This window comes from Kitasatospora sp. NPDC001547, from assembly GCF_042894165.1.
In the GTDB taxonomy this organism is placed as follows: domain Bacteria; phylum Actinomycetota; class Actinomycetes; order Streptomycetales; family Streptomycetaceae; genus Kitasatospora.
Window position 1 is genome coordinate 645,848 of the sequence record NZ_JBIAVL010000002.1, and the last position, 17,790, is coordinate 663,637.

17 protein-coding genes are annotated in these 17,790 nt (G+C 74.2%); 12 read left to right on the plus strand and 5 right to left on the minus strand.

Annotation, left to right across the window (positions count from 1 at the left end):
• The first annotated feature begins 157 nt into the window (after positions 1-157).
• Both rpsA and ACFY0X_RS05665 read left to right on the plus strand, forming a co-directional pair.
• The gene (gene rpsA, locus ACFY0X_RS05660) at positions 158-1,648 is read left to right on the plus strand and encodes a 30S ribosomal protein S1 (protein ID WP_030061640.1); all 1,491 of its coding nucleotides are present in this window, start codon (positions 158-160) and stop codon (positions 1,646-1,648) included.
• Between the two features lie 210 nt (positions 1,649-1,858).
• Entirely contained in the window at positions 1,859-4,060 is a 2,202-nt protein-coding gene (locus ACFY0X_RS05665) for an MMPL family transporter (protein WP_387749150.1), read from the plus strand.
• A gap of 58 nt (positions 4,061-4,118) precedes the next feature.
• On the opposite strand, the gene zapE is transcribed toward ACFY0X_RS05665, so the two are convergent.
• Both zapE and ACFY0X_RS05675 read right to left on the minus strand, forming a co-directional pair.
• Positions 4,119-5,222 carry a cell division protein ZapE gene (zapE, locus tag ACFY0X_RS05670; RefSeq protein ID WP_387749154.1) on the minus strand — a complete coding sequence of 368 codons (1,104 nt, stop codon included), beginning with the start codon at positions 5,220-5,222 and terminating at the stop codon, positions 4,119-4,121.
• Positions 5,223-5,355: 133 nt separating this feature from the next.
• Positions 5,356-5,787, minus strand: a complete 432-nt coding sequence (locus tag ACFY0X_RS05675) for a MarR family winged helix-turn-helix transcriptional regulator (RefSeq protein ID WP_387749156.1) — start codon at positions 5,785-5,787, stop codon at positions 5,356-5,358.
• Between the two features lie 62 nt (positions 5,788-5,849).
• Between ACFY0X_RS05675 and ACFY0X_RS05680 the strand changes: the two genes are divergently transcribed.
• From ACFY0X_RS05680 to ACFY0X_RS05690, 3 genes are all read left to right on the plus strand, one after another.
• A complete protein-coding gene (locus tag ACFY0X_RS05680) occupies positions 5,850-6,497 on the plus strand; it encodes an MBL fold metallo-hydrolase (protein WP_387749159.1) in 648 nt (215 codons plus the stop codon).
• A 121-nt stretch (positions 6,498-6,618) separates the two neighbouring features.
• Positions 6,619-7,218 (plus strand): dephospho-CoA kinase, encoded by a 600-nt coding sequence (coaE, locus tag ACFY0X_RS05685; protein WP_387749162.1) that lies wholly within the window; start codon positions 6,619-6,621, stop codon positions 7,216-7,218.
• Between the two features lie 121 nt (positions 7,219-7,339).
• Positions 7,340-7,894, plus strand: a complete 555-nt coding sequence (locus ACFY0X_RS05690; RefSeq protein WP_387749164.1) for a GNAT family N-acetyltransferase — start codon at positions 7,340-7,342, stop codon at positions 7,892-7,894.
• A 72-nt stretch (positions 7,895-7,966) separates the two neighbouring features.
• Here ACFY0X_RS05690 and ACFY0X_RS05695 read toward each other — a convergent pair whose 3' ends face one another.
• Positions 7,967-8,698 (minus strand): hypothetical protein, encoded by a 732-nt coding sequence (locus tag ACFY0X_RS05695; RefSeq protein ID WP_387749167.1) that lies wholly within the window; start codon positions 8,696-8,698, stop codon positions 7,967-7,969.
• 70 nt (positions 8,699-8,768) lie between these two features.
• Between ACFY0X_RS05695 and ACFY0X_RS05700 the strand changes: the two genes are divergently transcribed.
• Together ACFY0X_RS05700 and ACFY0X_RS05705 are read left to right on the plus strand one after the other, a co-directional pair.
• Complete coding sequence (locus tag ACFY0X_RS05700; protein ID WP_387749170.1) at positions 8,769-9,749, plus strand: LysR family transcriptional regulator; 981 nt, start codon at positions 8,769-8,771, stop codon at positions 9,747-9,749.
• A 71-nt stretch (positions 9,750-9,820) separates the two neighbouring features.
• Entirely contained in the window at positions 9,821-10,381 is a 561-nt protein-coding gene (locus ACFY0X_RS05705; protein WP_387749173.1) for a GNAT family N-acetyltransferase, read from the plus strand.
• A 205-nt stretch (positions 10,382-10,586) separates the two neighbouring features.
• On the opposite strand, the gene ACFY0X_RS05710 is transcribed toward ACFY0X_RS05705, so the two are convergent.
• The gene (locus ACFY0X_RS05710) at positions 10,587-11,363 is read right to left on the minus strand and encodes a hypothetical protein (protein WP_387749176.1); all 777 of its coding nucleotides are present in this window, start codon (positions 11,361-11,363) and stop codon (positions 10,587-10,589) included.
• Between the two features lie 795 nt (positions 11,364-12,158).
• Here ACFY0X_RS05710 and ACFY0X_RS05715 point away from each other — a divergent pair.
• The gene (locus ACFY0X_RS05715; RefSeq protein WP_387749179.1) at positions 12,159-12,665 is read left to right on the plus strand and encodes a MarR family transcriptional regulator; all 507 of its coding nucleotides are present in this window, start codon (positions 12,159-12,161) and stop codon (positions 12,663-12,665) included.
• 22 nt (positions 12,666-12,687) lie between these two features.
• Here the strand turns inward: ACFY0X_RS05715 and ACFY0X_RS05720 are convergent, their stop codons facing one another.
• Positions 12,688-13,449 (minus strand): class I SAM-dependent methyltransferase, encoded by a 762-nt coding sequence (locus tag ACFY0X_RS05720; protein WP_387749182.1) that lies wholly within the window; start codon positions 13,447-13,449, stop codon positions 12,688-12,690.
• Between the two features lie 314 nt (positions 13,450-13,763).
• Here ACFY0X_RS05720 and ACFY0X_RS05725 point away from each other — a divergent pair, with 314 nt between their 5' ends.
• The 4 genes from ACFY0X_RS05725 (at position 13,764) to ACFY0X_RS05740 (ending at position 17,789) form a co-directional block, all read left to right on the plus strand.
• Positions 13,764-15,845 carry a HelD family protein gene (locus ACFY0X_RS05725; RefSeq protein ID WP_387749185.1) on the plus strand — a complete coding sequence of 694 codons (2,082 nt, stop codon included), beginning with the start codon at positions 13,764-13,766 and terminating at the stop codon, positions 15,843-15,845.
• 79 nt (positions 15,846-15,924) lie between these two features.
• Positions 15,925-16,545 carry a formylglycine-generating enzyme family protein gene (locus tag ACFY0X_RS05730; protein WP_387749187.1) on the plus strand — a complete coding sequence of 207 codons (621 nt, stop codon included), beginning with the start codon at positions 15,925-15,927 and terminating at the stop codon, positions 16,543-16,545.
• Between the two features lie 156 nt (positions 16,546-16,701).
• Positions 16,702-17,271 carry a GNAT family N-acetyltransferase gene (locus tag ACFY0X_RS05735; RefSeq protein ID WP_387749190.1) on the plus strand — a complete coding sequence of 190 codons (570 nt, stop codon included), beginning with the start codon at positions 16,702-16,704 and terminating at the stop codon, positions 17,269-17,271.
• Positions 17,268-17,789: a GNAT family N-acetyltransferase gene (locus tag ACFY0X_RS05740; protein ID WP_387749193.1), complete on the plus strand. Its 522-nt coding sequence runs from the start codon at positions 17,268-17,270 to the stop codon at positions 17,787-17,789. The genes ACFY0X_RS05735 and ACFY0X_RS05740 overlap by 4 nt, the downstream gene beginning before the upstream one ends.
• Position 17,790 lies beyond the last annotated feature (1 nt).

Sequence of the window (17,790 nt, forward strand, 5' to 3'; positions counted from 1 at the left end):
CGAAGACCCCACGGTCGCAAGACGGACGCCGGTTCTCGTTGTTACGGGAATCCCGGTGCGCCGTGTTCTTGGCTGTCCGGCTTTCGGTGGGAGCGATACGGGCCCTCCGCGTGGCATTACCTACGACTTTCATGTCCGTACCGGAGCCCTTTTCCTAATGACGAGCCCCACCGACTCCTCCCTCAGCACCACCCCGCAGGTCGCGGTCAACGACATCGGCGACGCGGAGGCCTTCCTCGCCGCGATCGACGAGACCATCAAGTACTTCAACGATGGCGACATCGTCGAGGGCGTCATCGTGAAGGTCGACCGTGACGAGGTCCTCCTCGACATCGGTTACAAGACCGAGGGCGTCATCCCGTCCCGCGAGCTCTCGATCAAGCACGACGTTGACCCGCACGAGGTCGTCGCCGTCGGTGACAACATCGAGGCCCTGGTTCTCCAGAAGGAGGACAAGGAGGGTCGTCTCATCCTGTCCAAGAAGCGCGCTCAGTACGAGCGTGCCTGGGGCACGATCGAGAAGATCAAGGAAGAGGACGGCATCGTCACCGGTACCGTCATCGAGGTCGTCAAGGGTGGTCTCATCCTCGACATCGGCCTCCGCGGCTTCCTCCCCGCCTCGCTGGTCGAGATGCGTCGCGTCCGCGACCTCCAGCCCTACGTGGGCAAGGAGCTCGAGGCCAAGATCATCGAGCTGGACAAGAACCGCAACAACGTGGTCCTGTCCCGCCGTGCCTGGCTGGAGCAGACCCAGAGCGAGGTCCGCCAGACCTTCCTCACCACCCTGCAGAAGGGCCAGGTGCGCTCCGGCGTCGTCTCCTCGATCGTCAACTTCGGTGCCTTCGTGGACCTGGGTGGCGTCGACGGCCTGGTGCACGTCTCCGAGCTGTCCTGGAAGCACATCGACCACCCGTCCGAGGTCGTCGAGGTCGGCCAGGAGGTCACCGTCGAGGTTCTCGACGTGGACATGGACCGCGAGCGCGTCTCCCTGTCGCTGAAGGCGACCCAGGAGGACCCGTGGCAGCAGTTCGCCCGTACCCACCAGATCGGCCAGGTCGTTCCGGGTAAGGTCACCAAGCTGGTTCCGTTCGGTGCGTTCGTCCGCGTGGACGAGGGCATCGAGGGTCTGGTCCACATCTCCGAGCTGGCCGAGCGCCATGTCGAGATCCCGGAGCAGGTCGTCCAGGTCGGCGACGAGATCTTCGTCAAGGTCATCGACATCGACCTCGAGCGTCGCCGCATCAGCCTGTCGCTGAAGCAGGCCAACGAGGCCCTGGGTGCCAACCCGGCCGAGGTCGAGTTCGACCCGACCCTGTACGGCATGGCCGCCTCGTACGACGACCAGGGCAACTACATCTACCCGGAGGGCTTCGACCCCGAGGCGAACGACTGGCTGCCCGGCTTCGAGAAGCAGCGCGAGGAGTGGGAGCGCCAGTACGCCGAGGCGCAGGCCCGCTTCGAGCAGCACCAGGCCCAGGTCATCAAGAGCCGCGAGGCCGACGCCCAGGCCGCCGAGGAGGGTGGCGACGCCGTCGCCGCCGCCGCCGGTGGTTCCTACTCGTCCAGCAGCGACGAGGGCTCGGGCGCCCTGGCCTCCGACGAGGCCCTGGCCGCCCTGCGCGAGAAGCTGGCCGGCGGCCAGAGCTGAGGCTCTCGCTTCCCGCTAGCCGGTAGCCAGACGGTGGGCCCCACCCGGAATTTCCGGGTGGGGCCCATTTCGTTTTCCGCCCTGATTTATACCGCCCCGACTTATGTGTGCCTTATGTGAAGGAAAGTGTGAGATGAGGCTCATTGCCCGTCTATAGGCCGGAGTTCGGGTTGCACCTAAATTGAGGGGAGCTGCCCGAAAGGCTCCTTCATGCGCAACCCCTCTTCCGCCGCCCCCACCGCCGTGGTCGGTGGCCGGCTCGCGGCCCTCGGCCGGTTCTGCTTCCGCCACCGTCGCTGGGTGCTCGGCCTGTGGGCCGTCGTCCTGGTGGTCGGCGTCCTGATCGGGGGGCGGGTCTTCGAGGGCTCGGTGGCCGGGGCCACCTCCGCCAGCGCCGAGGCCGACCGGGGCGGCGCGGTGGTCACCGCGGCCGACCCGGCCAAGGGCACCGTCACCGCCGTGGTGGACGGCCGGCCGGTGGACGATCCGGCGGTCCGGGCCGCAGTCGAGCGGGCCACCGCCGAGATCGCCGCCCTGCCCGGGGTCTCCTCCGCGCTGGACGCGTACGGCTCCGGCCCGGCACCGGCCGCGCTGCGGTCCGCCGACGGGACGGCGAGCCTGGTCAGCGTCCGGATGGCCGACACCGCGTCCACCGCCCAGACCGACGCCGTCACCCAGCGGCTCACCGCGCTGGACGGCACCGGCGGCGCCCACGTCACGGTCGGCGGGGACCTGGTGCTCCAGCAGGAGGTCAAGAAGCAGACCGAGAAGGACACCCGGTTCGGCGAGCTGGTGACGCTGCCGCTCACGCTGATCGTCATGGTGCTGGTCTTCGGCGGGCTGGCGGCGGCCTCGCTGCCGGTGATCGGGGCGGTCGCCTCGGTGGGCGGCGCGCTGCTGGCCATGTTCGGTTTCAGCCGGATCATGGACATCGACACCAGCGTGCTGCCGATCGCCACGGTGCTGGGGCTCGGGCTCTCGATCGACTACGCGCTGCTCATGGTGAATCGTTTCCGCGAGGAACGCGGCCACGGCGCGGGCATCGCCGCCGCCGTCGAACGGACCGCGGCGACCGCCGGACGCACCGTGGCCTTCTCCGGGCTGACCGTCGCCGTCGCGCTCTCGGGCCTGTTCGTCTTCACCAGCCCGGTGCTCGGCGCGGTGGCCGCGGCCGGGGTGAGCGTGGTGGTGATCGCCGTCGCCGCCGCGCTGACCCTGATCCCCGCCCTGCTCGGCTTCGCCGGCGCGCGGATCAGGACGCCCGCCGCGCCCGTGGCGGACGAGGGGTTCTTCAGCCGGACCGTGCGCCGGGTGCGCAAGCGGGCGGTGGCGGTCACGCTCGCCTCGGTGGCGCTGCTGATGGCGGCCGGCGCGCCGTTCCTGCACGCCGACATGCGCAGCTCCGGCGCCGCGGTGCTGCCCTCCTCCTCCGCCGGGCGGCAGGTCGCCGAGACGGTCGACCAGCGCTTCCCGCAGGCCGCGGCCGCGCCGATCACCGTGGTGGTCGAGGGCGGGGCGCCGGTGGCGCAGGCGTACGCGGACGAGGTGGTCGCCAAGCTGCCCGGGGTGAGCGGGGTGCGGGCCGTGACGCCGGTGGGCGACACGGTCTCCACGATCGACGTGCTGGTGCACGGGGACCCGCAGGGCGCGCAGGCCAAGCAGGTGGTGGAGGAGCTGCGGGCCGACCGCGGCGGGCTGACCACCTACGTCACCGGCGGCGCGGCCTCGGTGGTGGACTTCCAGGACGAGCTGCTCTCCCGCGGACCGTGGGCGCTCGGCCTGGTCGCGGTCGGCACCCTGGTGCTGCTCTTCCTGATGACCGGCTCGGTGGTGATGCCGGTCAAGGCGTTGCTGATGAACCTGCTCTCGCTGGGCGCCTCGCTCGGCGCGCTCACCCTGGTGTTCCAGGACGGCTGGTTCAGCGGGCTGCTCGGGTTCAGCCCGACCGGCGGGCTGGAGACCTTCATCCCGGTGCTGGTCTTCGCCTTCGCCTTCGGGCTGTCGATGGACTACGAGGTGTTCCTGCTCGCCCGGATCAAGGAGCTGCGGGACAAGGGCCACAGCTGTACCCGGGCGGTGGAGCTGGGCGTGCAGCGCAGCGGTCGGATCATCACCTCGGCGGCGCTGCTGATGGTGATCGTCTTCGCCGGGTTCGCGCTCGGGGACATGCTGATGGTCAAGCAGATGGGCATCGCGCTGGCCGTCGCCGTCGCGGTGGACGCCACCCTGGTGCGGTGCCTGCTGGTGCCCGCCGCGATGAGCCTGTTCGGCGAGTTCAACTGGTGGGCGCCCGCCCCGCTGCGGCGGCTGCACCGGCGGTTCGGGCTGAGCGAGCACGTCGACCTGCCGGAGATCGAGCCGGTGGTGATCCCGGTGCAGCGGCCGGCCAAGCCGCTGGTCGGGACGGCGTAGCGGGCTGCTCCGGAGGGGCTTTCTCCGGAGGGGGCTGCTCCATCGGGGCGTCCGGAACCTAGGGCGCCGGGACCGGCCGCTGCCGGAGCAGGGCGAGGCGGCTGGCGGTGCGGTCCAGGTCGCGCTGGAGCGGGGAGCCCGGGTCCAGGCCGGTCATCGGGTCGGCGCCGATCAGGACCAGCCGGACGTCGCGGTCGCAGCAGACGTCCACCAGGTTGGCGAACCGCTGGCGGCCGTCCAGGCTCGCCTCGGTGAGCGGCGGCACGCCGTCCAGGACGAGGGTGGGGAAGCGTTCGACGAGCGCCAGGTAGTCGGGGACGGCGGTGCGGCCCTCGCAGAGCGCGTCGAAGCCGAACCAGACCAGGCCCTCGCCCTCGCGCACGGCGCGGGCGGGCAGCTCGCGGTGGTGGGCGGTCACCGGGGCGGCCTCCCCGGGCCCGGGCGGGGTCAGGCCGGCGGCCGCCTCCTGGCCGGGGCGCAGGACGGCGCCGGTGGTGAAGCGCGGCTCCTGCCCCGCGGGCCGGTCCCCGGCCGGGGCCGCCCGGCGGAAGTCGACCGCGCCGGCGACGTCGAGGACGTCCATCCGCTCCTGGATGAGCCTGATCGTCGGTTCGAAGAGGTGGTGGTAGAGCGGGTCGGGCATCAGGCCGACGGGCGGGTAGTTGGACGTGGTGACCAGGGTGATCCGGCGGTCCAGCAGGGTGCGCAGCAGGCGGGCGACGAGCATCGCGTCGCCGGCGTCATGGGCGTGGAACTCGTCGAAGACCAGGATCCGGCAGTCGCCGAGCAGGTCGTCCACGGCGCGGTCGACGGCGGCGCCGTCGCGTGCGGAGTGCTGGGGGCCGGCGTCGTGGTGGGCGACCCCCTCGTGCAGGCGGCGGAAGAAGTCGTGGAAGTGCAGCCGCCGCTTGTGCGGGGTGGACAGGCCGTCGAGGAAGGTGTCCACGAGCCAGCTCTTGCCGCGGCCGACCGGGCCCCACAGGTAGAGGTGGCGTGGCGGGTGCCGCAAGCGCCAGGCGGGCCGGGCCAGTTCGCCGGCGAGCCGACTGAGCCGTTCGGCCGCCGCCTGTTGGGCGGGAGCGAGGGTGAAACCCCGCTGGTGGGCGGCGCGGTGGAAGTGCTCGCGCATGGCCTGGTGGTGCTGCTCTGCCCGGTCCGTCACGTGGTCGGACCCTAGCAGGGGGCGGAAGGCCGGCTCGTCGCGGGTGTCGGTCCGTCAGCGCGACTGGGGCGGCGGGGCGATGGCGGTGTCGGCGGTGTCGGCGGTGCGGGCGGTGCGGGCGGTGCCAGGGGGGTCAGTGCAGGCGGCGCAGCAGGGGGACGGCGGCCCGCAGGGTGTGCTGCTCCTCGGGGGTGAGGCGGGACTCGATGACGCCGGCGATCCGGCGTTCGCGGCGGGCGCGCTGGTCGAGCAGGGCCGTGCGGCCGGCCTCGGTGGCGGTGACGAGCAGCTTGCGGCCGTCGGTGGGGTGGGGCTGCTGGGTGACCAGCCCGGCCCCGGTCATCAGTGCGACGGTGCGGGCCATCGACTGGTGGCGGACCCGCTGGAGGGCGGCGAGTTCGGCGACCGTGCAGGTGTGCTCGTCGCGGACCAGCAGGCCGAGGACGGCGGCCTGGTTCTGCGGGAGTTCGTCGCCGCCGCGCAGGGAGCGGACCAGGCTGCCGATCGCGGCGCGCAGGTCGGCGGCGAGTTCCAGGGTGTCCGGGTGGGGGTCTTCACTGCTCATGGGAGGAGTCTACCGGGAATTAATGCAGCACAGCTGTACAGCCTTGCTGTATGGTTTCCGGCATGCGAATCACCAAGTTCGGACACGCCTGCGTACGCGTCGAGCACGGCGAGGCCACCGTCGTCGTCGATCCGGGGGCGTTCACCGACCCCGCCGCCCTGGCCGGGGCGGACGCCGTCCTGATCACCCACGAGCACATGGACCACTTCGAGGAGTCCCGGCTGCGCGCCGCGCTGGAGGCCGACCCGGCGCTGCGGGTGTGGACCAACCGGGCCGTCGCCGCCCAGCTGGACGGCGTGGCGCAGCGGGTCGCCGTCGTCGGTGAGGGCGACGCCTTCGAGATCGGCGGGCTCGGTGTCTCGGTGCACGGCGAGTGGCACGCGGAGATCCACCCGGACATCCCGCGGGTGCCGAACGTCGGCTTCCTCTTCGACGGCCGGCTGTTCCACCCCGGCGACGCGTTGACCCTGCCGCCGCACACCGTGGACACCCTGCTGCTGCCGATCGCGGCGCCCTGGAGCAAGGCCTCCGAGGTGGTCGACTACATCCGGGAGGCCGGGCCGCGCCGGGCCGTACCGGTGCACGAGGCGGTGCTCAGCCCGGTCGGGTTCGCCGTGCACACCCGGCTGGTCGGGCCGGAGGGGCCGGGCGCGAGCGCGGGCGCGGAGTTGGTGCTGCTGGGGGACGGCGAGGGCCTGGAGCTGGACTGACGGGCTCCGGGGGCTGCCGGGTGCCGAGCGGTGGACTCCGGCGACGGCCGGGTGTCGGGCGGGGCCGCTCCGGGGGCGGCCCGCGCTGACGCCGCCGGTGCCTCGCCGGTAGCCTGACGCCATGCTGAAGATCGGACTGACGGGTGGCATCGGCGCGGGCAAGAGCGAGGTGTCCCGGCTGTTCGCCGCGCGTGGCGCGGTGATCGTGGACTCCGACGTGATCGCCCGCGAGGTGGTCGCCCCCGGGACGGACGGTCTGGCGGCCGTGGTCGCCGAGTTCGGCCCGCAGGTGCTGCGGGAGGACGGCGCGCTGGACCGTCCGGCGCTCGGGGCGGTGGTGTTCGCCGACCCGGAGCGGCTGAAGGCGCTGAACGCGATCGTCCACCCGCTGGTGCGGGCCCGTTCCGCCGAGCTGGAGGCGGCGGCCGCGCCGGACGCGGTCGTGGTGCACGACGTGCCGCTGCTGGCCGAGAACGGCCTGGCGCCGCTGTTCGACCTGGTCGTGGTGGTGGACGCGGCCGACGGGGTGCGGCTGGACCGGCTGGTGCGGCTGCGCGGGATGGCCGAGGAGGAGGCCCGGGCCCGGATGGCCGCGCAGGCCTCCCGGGAGGACCGGCTGGCGATCGCGGACCTGGTGATCGACAACGGCGGCGGCCTGGCGGAGCTGGAGGCGCGGGTGGACGAGGTCTGGGCGGAGCTGGCGCGGCGCGCGGCGGCCTGACGGAGAGCCGGGCGGCGGCCGGCGCCGGCCGGGGCGCCGGTAAGGGCGCCTGGAGGGGCGTCGGACCGAGTGGCCGGGAAGGGACTGGTGAAAAGCCCTGGTGGGGGGAGAGCATGGCGGGATGAATGATCGTTTCTCGCCAGAGCCGCACCTCGTCGGGGCGCCGGTGGTCGAACGGCTCGCGCAGTACGGCCGCGCCGAACAGGAGGAGATCCTCGGCCCCGGCGACGACCCGTACGGCGTCGCGTACACCGGGCTGGCCTTCCTGCCCAAGGAGATCCACTTCGGCGTCCGGGCCGCCGGCGGCCGGCTCGTCGCCCACACCGGGCTGCTGCCGCTGCCGCTCACCGTGGGCGGCACCGACCTGGCCGTGATGGGCGTCGGCGGGGTCTGCGTCGCGCCCGACCACCGGCACGGCGGCCTCGCGCGGGCCGTGGTCGGGGCCGCCCTCGACCACGCGCGCACGCTCGGCCACCGGCACGCGCTGCTGTTCTGCCGCCCGCCGCTGTCCGGGTTCTACCGGGGGCTCGGGTTCCGGGAGGTCGCGGAGGGGGTGACGGTGGAGCAGCCGGAGGGCCGACTGGCGGAGATGCCGCTGCGCACCATGTGGGCGCCCCTGGTGGCGGGGGCCGGGTGGCCGGAGGGGCCGGTGCGGCTGCGGTCGCTGCCGATGTGACCTCGAACCGTGTTGTCGGGCCGTGATGCCGGATCGCGAGACCGGGTCGTGAGGCCGGCTGGTGACGCCGGCTCAGGCGTGCGCCGCCGGAGCCTTGGAGTCGGCGTGGGCCACGGCGGCGCCGGCCAGGGCGCGGATCATGGGGTGCGCCCGGGTGCCGTCGCCGGCCAGCTCGGGCTGGAACAGCGACGCCAGGAAGAAGGGGTGGCCGGGCAGCTCCAGGACGCGCACCTCGCCGGACTCGTCCGCGCCGCTGAACCGCAGGCCGTACGCGGACAGCCGTTCCAGGTGGGCGCCGTTGAGGCCGTACGCGCAGTGGTAGCGCTCCAGGGTGCGGGTGGCGCCGAGGACGCGTTCGGCGAGGCTCCCGGGGGTGAGCGTGACGGCCCCCTCGTGGCCGACCAGGGAGCAGGCCAGCGGGGTGATGACCTGCCGTTCCCCGTCCGGGTGCTCCTCGCCGTGGACGGCGTCGGCCAGACCGCAGACGCCGCGGGCGTACTCCAGCACCGCGTGCTGGAACCCGGCGCAGGTGCCGAGGAAGGGGATGCCGCGTTCGCGGGCGGTCCGGACGGCGGCCAGCGCGCCCGCCTCGCTGCGGTACGGGCTGCCGGGCAGCAGCCAGACCGCGTCGAAGCCGTCCAGGGCGCCGGGCTCGGCGGCGTCCCCGGTCGGGATCCAGTAGGCGTCCAGGACGAGGTGGTCGTGCTCGGCGAGGGCGTCCAGCAGGCCGGGGATCCGGGCGTGCGAGCGGACGGCGGGGGAGCGGTCGCCGACCAGGGCGATCCGCGGGGTCGGATAGGTCATGCGGCTATCCTGACCCCGCCCCCGAGATCAGCGCCAACGATGATTCCTTAAGCTTCGATCAGATCGGTTGATGCCCGCCGTGGACCCGCAGCAGCTGCGCACCTTCGTCACCGTCGCCCGCCTCGGCTCCTTCTCGGAGGCGGCGCGGGAGCTCGGCTACACCCAGTCCGCGGTGTCCCAGCAGATCGCCGCGTTGGAGGCGGACCTCGGGACGGCCCTGCTGGTCCGCCGTCCGGTCGGTCCGACCGGCGCCGGGCAGCGGCTGCTGGAGCACGCCGCGCCGCTGCTGGTCCGGCTGGCGGCGGCGCGCGCCGACGTCGCGCGTCTGGCCGGCACTCCGAGCGCCCGGCTGGTGCTCGGAGCCACCCCGCTGGCGGTCGGGGCGACGCTGGGGCGCGCGCTGGGCGAGGTGCGCCGGGCGTATCCGCGGGCGGAACTGGTCGTCCGGGTGCTGGCCCAGGACGTGCTGCCCGCCCAGGTCGCCACCGGCGAGGTCGACCTCGCCCTGATCGACGGACTCGCCGCGCCCAGCGACCCGCTGCCGCTGGCCGACGTCGGCCCGCTGCGCACCGTCGCGGTGGCCGAGCAGCCGGTGGCCGTGGCCCTGCCGGTCGGCCACCCGCTGGCCGGCCGCGGCGGCCTCGCGCTCGCCGACCTCTCCGCCGCCCGCTGGCTGGACGCCCCCGACCTCACCCCGACGGCGGCCCGGCTGCGCGCGGCCGCGGGCGTCGACGGCTTCCGGCCCGCCACCCGTTACCAGGGCACCGACCTGCACGGGCTGCTCGCGCTGGTGGCGGTCGGGCACGGGCTCAGCCTGCTGCCCGAGCCGGTGCTCGCGGCGGCGCCCGGGGTCGGGCGCGCGCCGATCGCCGCGCCCCGGCTGGTGCACCGCACCGAGCTCGTCCACGGCAGCCTGCCGGAGGGGCCGGCGGCGCTGCTGGCGCGGCTGCTGGAGGAGTCCCGGGTCGATCCGGCCCGTGCGGCGGCTCCGGTTCGGGCGGCGGCCCCGGTCCGGCCAGTCGATCCGGTCCGGGCGGCGGCTCAGGCCTGACCTTCGGCGCCGGCCCGGGCGGCGCCGAATTCGCTTGCGAGGGTCACCGGTGCCGATGAAATGATCACGCGATGAGCAGCGGAATCATCATCAGACGGGTACGGGTCGAGGACTGGCGGCAGGCCAGGGACCTCCGACTGGAAGCACTGCTGGACCCGGTCGCGGCCGTGGCCTTCCTGGAGACCCACGAGCAGGCCGTCACCAGGCCCGAGGAGTTCTGGCAGGACCGCACGACCCGGGCCGCGACGGACCCGCACGTGGCGCAGTTCGTCGCCGAGGCCGAGGACGGGCGCTGGCTCGGCTCCATGACCGCGCTGGTCGAACGGTCCGGCGGGGCGGGCGCCCTGGAGGGCGACGTCGTCGAGGTGGACCAGGCACACGTGGTCGCGGTCTACGTCCGGCCGGAGGCGCGCGGCACCGGGCTGGCGCTCGACCTGATCCGGACGGTCCAGGAGTGGGCGTGGTCGCTCACCGAGCCCCGGATCGAGCGGGTGCGGCTGTTCGTCCACGAGGACAACCCCCGGGCCGAGGCGTTGTACCGGAAGGCCGGCTTCGAACCCTCCGGGGTGGTGCTGTCGGTGCCCGGTGACCAGAGCGGCCGGGAGATCGAACTGGCGGTCCTGCGGGGCTGACCGCTCGGCGCGGGCCGGGCCGAAGGGAGCCGCCCGGTCCGTCCGGTCCCCTGTTCCGGACGGGCCGGGCGGCCGTCTGTGGGGTGGGCGCTCCTGCTCCGGCGCCCGTCGGGCGTCAGCGCCCGTCGAGGCGGCGGCACCCGTGGAGGGCCGGCGCCCTCGCAGGGGCCGGCGCCCGCGGAGGGGGCCGGCGCCCGCGGATGGGTCAGCGCCCGTCGCAGCCCGGGAGGGCCTCGCACATCGGCGCCGTCATGCCGGTGCCGACGTACTTGTCCTCGGGGGCCTTCCAGGCGTCCTTGGGCTGGGCGCCGGCCTTGGTGGTGGCCCAGACGGCCAGCTCGCTGACCGCGCCGCCGTCGCTGACCACGTACTCGTGCAGGGTGACGGTGCCGCCGTCGGCCTGCGGGACGGTCAGGACTGCGGCGAAGTACGGCGCTTCCGGGGCGCTGTCCACCTTCACGGTGGCGCCGGGCGCGGTCTTGGCGCAGGACTTGAGCGCCTCCGTCAAACGGCCCTCGGCCAGGTTGGTGGTCTGCTTGGCGCCGCTGCTGTGGGTGGGGTCGCCGATGAACAGCAGGGTCTGCTGGGCCGTCCAGCGGTCCCCGCCGAAGCCGACCGAGGACTTCGCGGCGGCGGTGCCGGTGAACAGCGGCTCGTCGTCCTTGGTGACCGCGGCGTGGCACAGCTCCATGCCCTTGAACTGGAGCGGGCCGGACACCGGCTTGGCGTTGGCCGCCAGTGGCGTGTAGTGGTAACTCTCGTCCATCGGGATGCTCTTGACGTCCATCCAGGCCTTGTCCGGGATGCCCTTCTCGCCGCCGGTGGGCTTGTTGGGGTTGACGCTCGGCGTGGCGGTGCCGGCCCCGGCCGGGGCGGCGGGCTTGCCCGTGTCCTGGCCGCCGTTGTCGGGGCCGCAGGCGCTGAGCGCGCCCAGGCAGACGAGGGCGGCGGCGGTGGCGGTGGCGAGTCTGGTGGTGCGCAACTGACGGTTCCTCGGGTGTCCGGTGGCATGGGTCGGGGTCGGGCGCGCGTCGGCCGTCGGCCGCTGGTGCGCGGCGCCGTCCGTCCGTCCTCGCCGCCCGGTCGACCCGTGGTCGCGGGCGTGCGGCATGGCAGCTCCTCCCCCCTGTGCGTACGGCCGTCGGCTCCTCGCCCCGCCGCCCGCCCCGAGATTGAGGGGTGGTCAGCGTCGATGGTGCGTCGACGGCGGTCGAAACCTATGCCACCGGACGGCCGGTCGCAAAGCCGGGTTCCGGCCGGACGCCCGGATTCCCTTTTGGGGCTGGTGAGGCCTGTGGGACGAATGTGGTCAGGCGTGGCGGATCCGTGGCGGGCGTGCGGTGGATCCCCGGTGCGTGCGATCGTGCCCGCGCGCGGGTCGGGGCGGCGCATCCACCCTGGTGGGGGCGGATGCGCCGGAGGCGGGCCGGACGCGGGCGCCCGGGCCTCCTCTCGGAAGGACGGGCGCCGACGGCCGGTCGGTTCGGTTCGGGCGCGTTCGGTCGGCAGCCCGCCGATGCCCGGGCGGCGCTGCGGGGCCCCGATCGACTCGACCGCGACCAGGGGGCGGAACCCCTCGCAGAAGACCGAGGCGATGGCTTCGGTGAGAGCGGCGATGAGCGACCGCTCGACATCAGGCCGAGGGACTCCTCGCGGATGTGCAGGCCCAGGTGCGGCATGGTGGAGCTCCGTTCGGCTCGGTTCGTACCATGGCCGACGGGCTCACTTTGCACGTCAAACAGCTTTGCTACCAAAGGTAAATGGAGAGAGGTGGGCGATGTCAACGCCCGAGGGAGAACCGCGCAACGGGCTGGCGCCGGAGGGGGAGCCGGTGCCCGGGGAGCGGCTCGACGACGCCGTGCGGTCGATGCTGCTGCTGATGCCCCGACTGGTCGGGCGGGCCAAGCGGATCCCCGTCCCCGAGCCGCTGCGCGGCTTCGCCCTGGCGCCCCGTCATCTGTCCCTGCTGGCCGTCCTGCTGCTGGACGGACCGGCGGGCGTCAATGACCTCGCCGCCCGACTGGAGGTCGCCCCCACCACGGTCAGCCTGATGGTCGGCGACCTCAGCCGGCAGGGCATCCTCGAACGGCGCGAGGACGAGGCCGACCGCCGGCGCCGCATCGTCGCGATCGCCCCCGCCCGGCTGCCCGCCATCGAGGCCTGGCTCGCCCCGGGGGCCGCCGCCTGGCGCACCGCCCTCGGGCCGCTCAGCGCGGCGCAGCGGCGTCTGGTGGTGGACACGCTGCTGGCGTACGAGGCGGCGGTGGGGCGGGAGCGGGACTGACGGCGCCGGGGCCCGGTGCCGCCTACCCGCGCCCGTCGACGGGGCCGCCGGTGGGAACGCCGACGGGGCCGTCGGTGGTGCGCCGGAAGAGCGCCGCGAGGAGGAAGGGCACGCCGAACAGCGGCGAGTCGGCCTCCTGGGCGACCATCGGGCGGATCTCCAGCGGGGTGAACTCGCGGAACAGCGACCGCAGTTCGTCCGGGGAGTAGGCCAGGCCGCCCTCCAGCGCGCCGAGCCGGTAGAGCTCCTCGTCGGGCCGCTCGGACCCCATGGCGCCGGCCGCGAAGGCGGTGACGGCGAAGTGCCCGCCCGGCGCCAGGACCCGGTCGAGCAGGGCCAGGTAGCTGACCCGGCGGTGCGGCGGGAGGTGGTGCAGGCAGCCGGAGTCGTAGACCAGGTCGTAGTGGGCGTGCGGGAGTCGGGCATCGAAGATGCTCGCCCGGTGGAACCGCGGCCGGGCGCCCGCGCCGGCCTCGCGGGCGCGCTCCTCGGCCCAGGCGACGGCGGTGGCGGAGAGGTCGACGGCGTCCACCTCGAAGCCGAGCGAGGCCAGGTGGACGGCGTTGCGGCCGACGCCGCAGCCGAGGTCGAGCGCCCGCCCGGGCGCCGGGGGCAGCAGGCCCCGGCCGAGCCAGGAGACGAGGTTCTCGTCCGGCTCCGGGGCGAAGAACGGGCGCCCGGCGGACCGGTCCGCGTAGAACCGGTCCCAGAACGGTTCGGCCGGCGGGAAGAGGCCGTCGAGAAGCGCGAGGACGTCTTCGGTGGTGCGGATCGTACGGTTCATGCCGCCGAGCCTAGGCGGCCCGGCGGTCGGGTGCAGGCGGCGCAAAACGCCTTGTGGGTAGGGTTGTTGGAGCTGCCGAGGACAGCTTCCGGCGGGTGGGTCCGGACCCCGGCCGGCGCCCGGCCCCACCCCGGCCCAGGGCCGGGAAGGGCCGTCTGGGCGGGGCGGCGAGAGAGGCCCCGGCGGCCGTCCGGAATTCCCGCCGGAAAAGTCCGTGCGGGGAATCGGAAGACACGTTCATCCCGGACAAGTCAACATTTACTTCCCCGGATTCCCTCTGCATAGTGGCGGGTTGAATCGAGAGGGGCTCTTCCGTGTCGCAGACCAATGACAACGCCGTCCAGCAGGTGGAGCTGGAGCGGGCGCAGGTGTCCGTCATCGCCGAGCTGTTCGACGAGCGGCTCGCCGGGGCGCGGGCGCAGCTGGGGCAGGTGCTCGCGTCGGCGGCGGACAGTGCGGGCGAGGTGTACGAGCGGGAGGTGGCGGCGGGCCGGCTGGCGGGTGAGGTGCGCCGGCTGGAGGGGGCCGAGGGCGGGCTGGTCTTCGGCCGGATCGACCTGGCGGACGGGACGGTGCTGCGGATCGGGCGGCTGGGCCTGCAGCGGGACGAGGACGAGCTGCCGCTGCTGGTGGACTGGCGGGCGGAGGCGGCGCGGGCCTTCTACGAGGCGACGCCGGTCCACCCGCTGGGGCTGCGGCGCCGCCGCCACCTGAGTCTGACGGGCCGCACGGTGGTCGGGGTGAGCGACGAGCTGCTGGACGGCTCGGAGCCGGCCGCCGGGGACGTCGTCGGCGACGGTCCGCTGACGGCGGCGCTCCAGGAGCGGCGGACCGGCCGGATGGGGACGGCGGTCGCGACGCTCCAGACGGAGCAGGACGCGATCGTCCGGTCCTCGCACCGCGGGGTGACGGTGGTGCAGGGCGGCCCGGGCACCGGGAAGACGGTGGTGGCGCTGCACCGGGCCGCGTACGTGCTGTACGCGTTCCCCAAGGCGGCCGAGCGCGGCGTGCTGGTGCTGGGGCCGAACACGCGGTTCCTCGACTACATCTCCCAGGTGCTGCCCTCGCTCGGGGAGAACGACGTCGTCCTGGCCACCTGCGCGGACCTGGCCGGCGTGGTCCCCGGTGCCGTGGACCGCTTCGACGTGGCCCGCCTCAAGGGCGGGGCCGCACTGGCGGACGCGCTGGCCGAATCGGTCCGCTCGCGGCAGGCCCCGGCCGGAGACTTCACGGTCCGGGTCGGGCAGGAGTGGGTCGGCCTGGCGGAGGAGGAGGTCGCCGGGGCGCGGCAGGCGGCGCAGGGCAGCGGGCTCGCGCACAACCGGGCCCGCCGGCTGTTCCTGGAACTGCTGGTCGACGCCCTGACCAGCGCGCTGGCCCGCGGCATGGCCGAGACGCTGGAGCGCATCGACGCCGAGGTCGCCCAGCTCACCGGGGTCGACTTCGACCGGATGGCGGCCCGGGACCTGCGCAACCTCGGCATCGACGAGGCGCCCGCCACCGGGGCCGACGAGTTCGACGCCGACGCCGTCCGCGCCGCGCTCCTCGACGACCCGCACATCGACCGGGCCGTCGAGGAGCTCTGGCCGCGGCTGGAGCCCGGCGACGTGGTCGGCGCCCTGCTGGCCGACGCCGACGCGCTGGAAGCGCACCTCCCGCACCTCACCGGGGAGGAGCGGGCCCTGCTGCGGCGCACGCCCGGCGCGCCGTGGACCGACGCCGACCTGCCGCTCCTCGACGAGGCGGCGAGCCTGGTCGACGGCCCGCTCGAGCAGTCCTTCGGGCACGTCGTCGTCGACGAGGCGCAGGAGCTGACCGCGATGCAGTGGCGGATGGTGCTGCGCCGCTGCCCCGGCAGGTCGATGACCCTGGTCGGTGACTTCGCCCAGGCCGGCCCGGTGACGGCCGCGCAGGGCTGGAACGAGGCGCTCGACCCGCACCTCGGCCACCGCTTCGACCTGCGGACGCTGACCGTCAGCTACCGCACCACGCAGGAGATCCTGGCCACCACCGCGGAGTTGCTGCGCCGGATCGCCCCGGACCAGCCGCCGATCCGCTCGATCCGGAACGGGGACGAGCCCCGGACCGTCGCGGTGGCCCCGGACCGGGTGGCGGCCGGTGTCGTCCGGGAGCTGCGGGCGCAGAGCGCCGCGCACCCGGGCGAACTGCTCGGCGTGGTCTGCGCGGACGGCCGGGTGGCGGAACTGGCGGCCGCGGGGGTCGAGCGGTACGCCCGGCTGGTCCCGGCGTCGGAGGCGCGCGGCCTGGAGTTCGACGAGGCCGTCGTGGTCGACCCGGACGGCATCGTCACCGCCCGCCCGGCCGGTGAGCGCGACCTGTACGTCGCCCTCACCCGCGCCACCAAGCGCCTGTGCACGGTCGTCGTCCGGGCGTAGGAGGCGTGTCGTCGCGGGAAGCCGGTCCGGCCGGCTTCCCGCGCGACCGCCCTGCCGCCCGGGGCCCTAGGATCGGTGGATGATCACCGTTCCGTCCGGCCGGGTCACCCTCTCCGGCCGTCGCACCCAGCGCAGTTGGGCCGTCGACGTCGCCTCGTACGAGCTGGCGGCCTGTCCGGTGACCCGCGAGCAGTACGAGGGCGCCACCGGCGACCGCCGCCCCGCGCACAGCGTCTCCTGGCTGGACGCCGCCCGCTACTGCAACGAGCTCTCCCGGCGCGAGGGCCTGGCGCCCGCCTACGAGGTGGACGGCGAGGACGCCGTCTGGGACCGCGCCGCCGACGGCTACCGGCTGCCCACCGAGGCCGAGTGGGAGCACGCCTGCCGCGCCGGCACGGACGGCCCGCGCTACGGCCCGCTGGACGAGATCGCCTGGCACCGCGGGAACTCGGACGAGCGCCCGCACGCGGTGGGCGGGCTGCGGCCGAACGGCTACGGGTTGTACGACCTGCTCGGCAACGTCTGGGAGTGGTGCTGGGACCGCTACGACCCCGAGGTGTACGGCGACTACCGGGTGCTGCGCGGCGGCGGCTGGTTCGACGAGCACTGGAGCTGCCGCGCCTCCGTCCGCCGCCGCAGCCACCCGACCCTGCGGATCGACGACGTGGGGTTCCGGCTCGCCCGCTCGATCGCCGGATGACGGCGCCCGCGGTAATAGCGGGCGCGGCGCGGTAAACGGGAGCCCGCCGCGGTAAAAGAATGCCCGCCGCGGTAAATCGCGGGCCGATCGGAATTCCCGGGGACTTTTTTCGCGGAATGAGGAACCGGCACCTTCCATATGCGCGTTGACGCCGGCATGAACGAGGAAAACGTCACCCTGCGCCCGATCGCCGAAGCCGACCTCCCGCACTTCCTGTCCCTGCTGAACGACCCCGACGCCATGGGCGAGCACCTGTGGTTCGGCTGGCGGCAGCCTGACCGGATCCGCCGGGTCTGGGCCGAGAACGGGCTGCTCACGGAGGAGCAGTGGACGCTCGCGATCACCGTGGACGGGGAGTTCCGCGGCTACGCCGCCGCCATGCGGGAGGTCGCGGCGCCGACGGGCTGGCACTGGAGCATGGGCGCGCAGCTGCTGCCCGGCGCGCGGGGCCGGGGGATCGGCACCCGGGCGCAACGGCTTTTCGCCGACTACCTGTTCGCGCATTCGCCGGTGATGCGGCTGGAGGCGGAGACCGAATCCGCCAACCTGGCCGAGCAGCGCGTCCTGGAGAAGCTCGGCTTCACCCGGGAGGGCGTGAAACGGGCGCAGCTCTTCCGGGCCGGCGCATGGCGCGACGTCGTCCTCTACAGCCTGCTGCGCACCGATCCCCGTCCGCCGCTCGACGGAGGAACCGCGACGATCTCCCGGCCGTTGGCGCCTGCATGAGCGAAGAATCAGTCTCCCTGCGCCCGATCGCGGAGGACGACCTGTCCGCGGTCGAGGAGCTGGTGAACGACCCGCAGGCGCTGGGCGAGTTCCAGTGGTACGGCTGGCGGGACCCGCAGCGGTTCCGCCGCCGGTGGCAGGAGAACGGGCTGCTGGAGGACGGGCAGTGGGTGCTCGCGGTCGTCGTCGACGGCGGGTTCGGCGGCTTCGTCGCCGCCAACCGCAGCGGGGTGCGGCCGGCCGCCCCGTACTGGAGCATCGGGGTGCAGCTGCTGCCGCAGGTGCGCGGGCGCGGGATCGGCACCCGGGCCCAACGGCTGCTGGTGGACTACCTGTTCGCGCACTCGCCGGTGATGCGGCTGGAGGCGGACACCGAGGCGGGCAACCTCGCCGAGCAGCGCGTCCTGGAGAAGCTCGGCTTCACCCGGGAGGGCGTGCAGCGCGCGGTGACGTTCCGGGACGGCGAGTGGCGCGACATCGTCCGCTACGGCCTGCTGCGCACCGACCCGCGGCCGTAGG

Bases quoted from the DNA above. Each gene is read 5' to 3' on its own strand.
- rpsA (WP_030061640.1), top strand. From the start codon at position 158: ATGACGAGCCCCACCGACTCCTCCCTCAGCACCACCCCGCAGGTCGCG.
- ACFY0X_RS05665 (WP_387749150.1), top strand. From the start codon at position 1,859: ATGCGCAACCCCTCTTCCGCCGCCCCCACCGCCGTGGTCGGTGGCCGG.
- ACFY0X_RS05675 (WP_387749156.1), bottom strand. From the start codon at position 5,787: ATGAGCAGTGAAGACCCCCACCCGGACACCCTGGAACTCGCCGCCGAC.
- ACFY0X_RS05680 (WP_387749159.1), top strand. From the start codon at position 5,850: ATGCGAATCACCAAGTTCGGACACGCCTGCGTACGCGTCGAGCACGGC.
- coaE (WP_387749162.1), top strand. From the start codon at position 6,619: ATGCTGAAGATCGGACTGACGGGTGGCATCGGCGCGGGCAAGAGCGAG.
- ACFY0X_RS05690 (WP_387749164.1), top strand. From the start codon at position 7,340: ATGAATGATCGTTTCTCGCCAGAGCCGCACCTCGTCGGGGCGCCGGTG.
- ACFY0X_RS05695 (WP_387749167.1), bottom strand. From the start codon at position 8,698: ATGACCTATCCGACCCCGCGGATCGCCCTGGTCGGCGACCGCTCCCCC.
- ACFY0X_RS05700 (WP_387749170.1), top strand. From the start codon at position 8,769: ATGCCCGCCGTGGACCCGCAGCAGCTGCGCACCTTCGTCACCGTCGCC.
- ACFY0X_RS05705 (WP_387749173.1), top strand. From the start codon at position 9,821: ATGAGCAGCGGAATCATCATCAGACGGGTACGGGTCGAGGACTGGCGG.
- ACFY0X_RS05715 (WP_387749179.1), top strand. From the start codon at position 12,159: ATGTCAACGCCCGAGGGAGAACCGCGCAACGGGCTGGCGCCGGAGGGG.
- ACFY0X_RS05720 (WP_387749182.1), bottom strand. From the start codon at position 13,449: ATGAACCGTACGATCCGCACCACCGAAGACGTCCTCGCGCTTCTCGAC.
- ACFY0X_RS05730 (WP_387749187.1), top strand. From the start codon at position 15,925: ATGATCACCGTTCCGTCCGGCCGGGTCACCCTCTCCGGCCGTCGCACC.
- ACFY0X_RS05735 (WP_387749190.1), top strand. From the start codon at position 16,702: ATGAACGAGGAAAACGTCACCCTGCGCCCGATCGCCGAAGCCGACCTC.
- ACFY0X_RS05740 (WP_387749193.1), top strand. From the start codon at position 17,268: ATGAGCGAAGAATCAGTCTCCCTGCGCCCGATCGCGGAGGACGACCTG.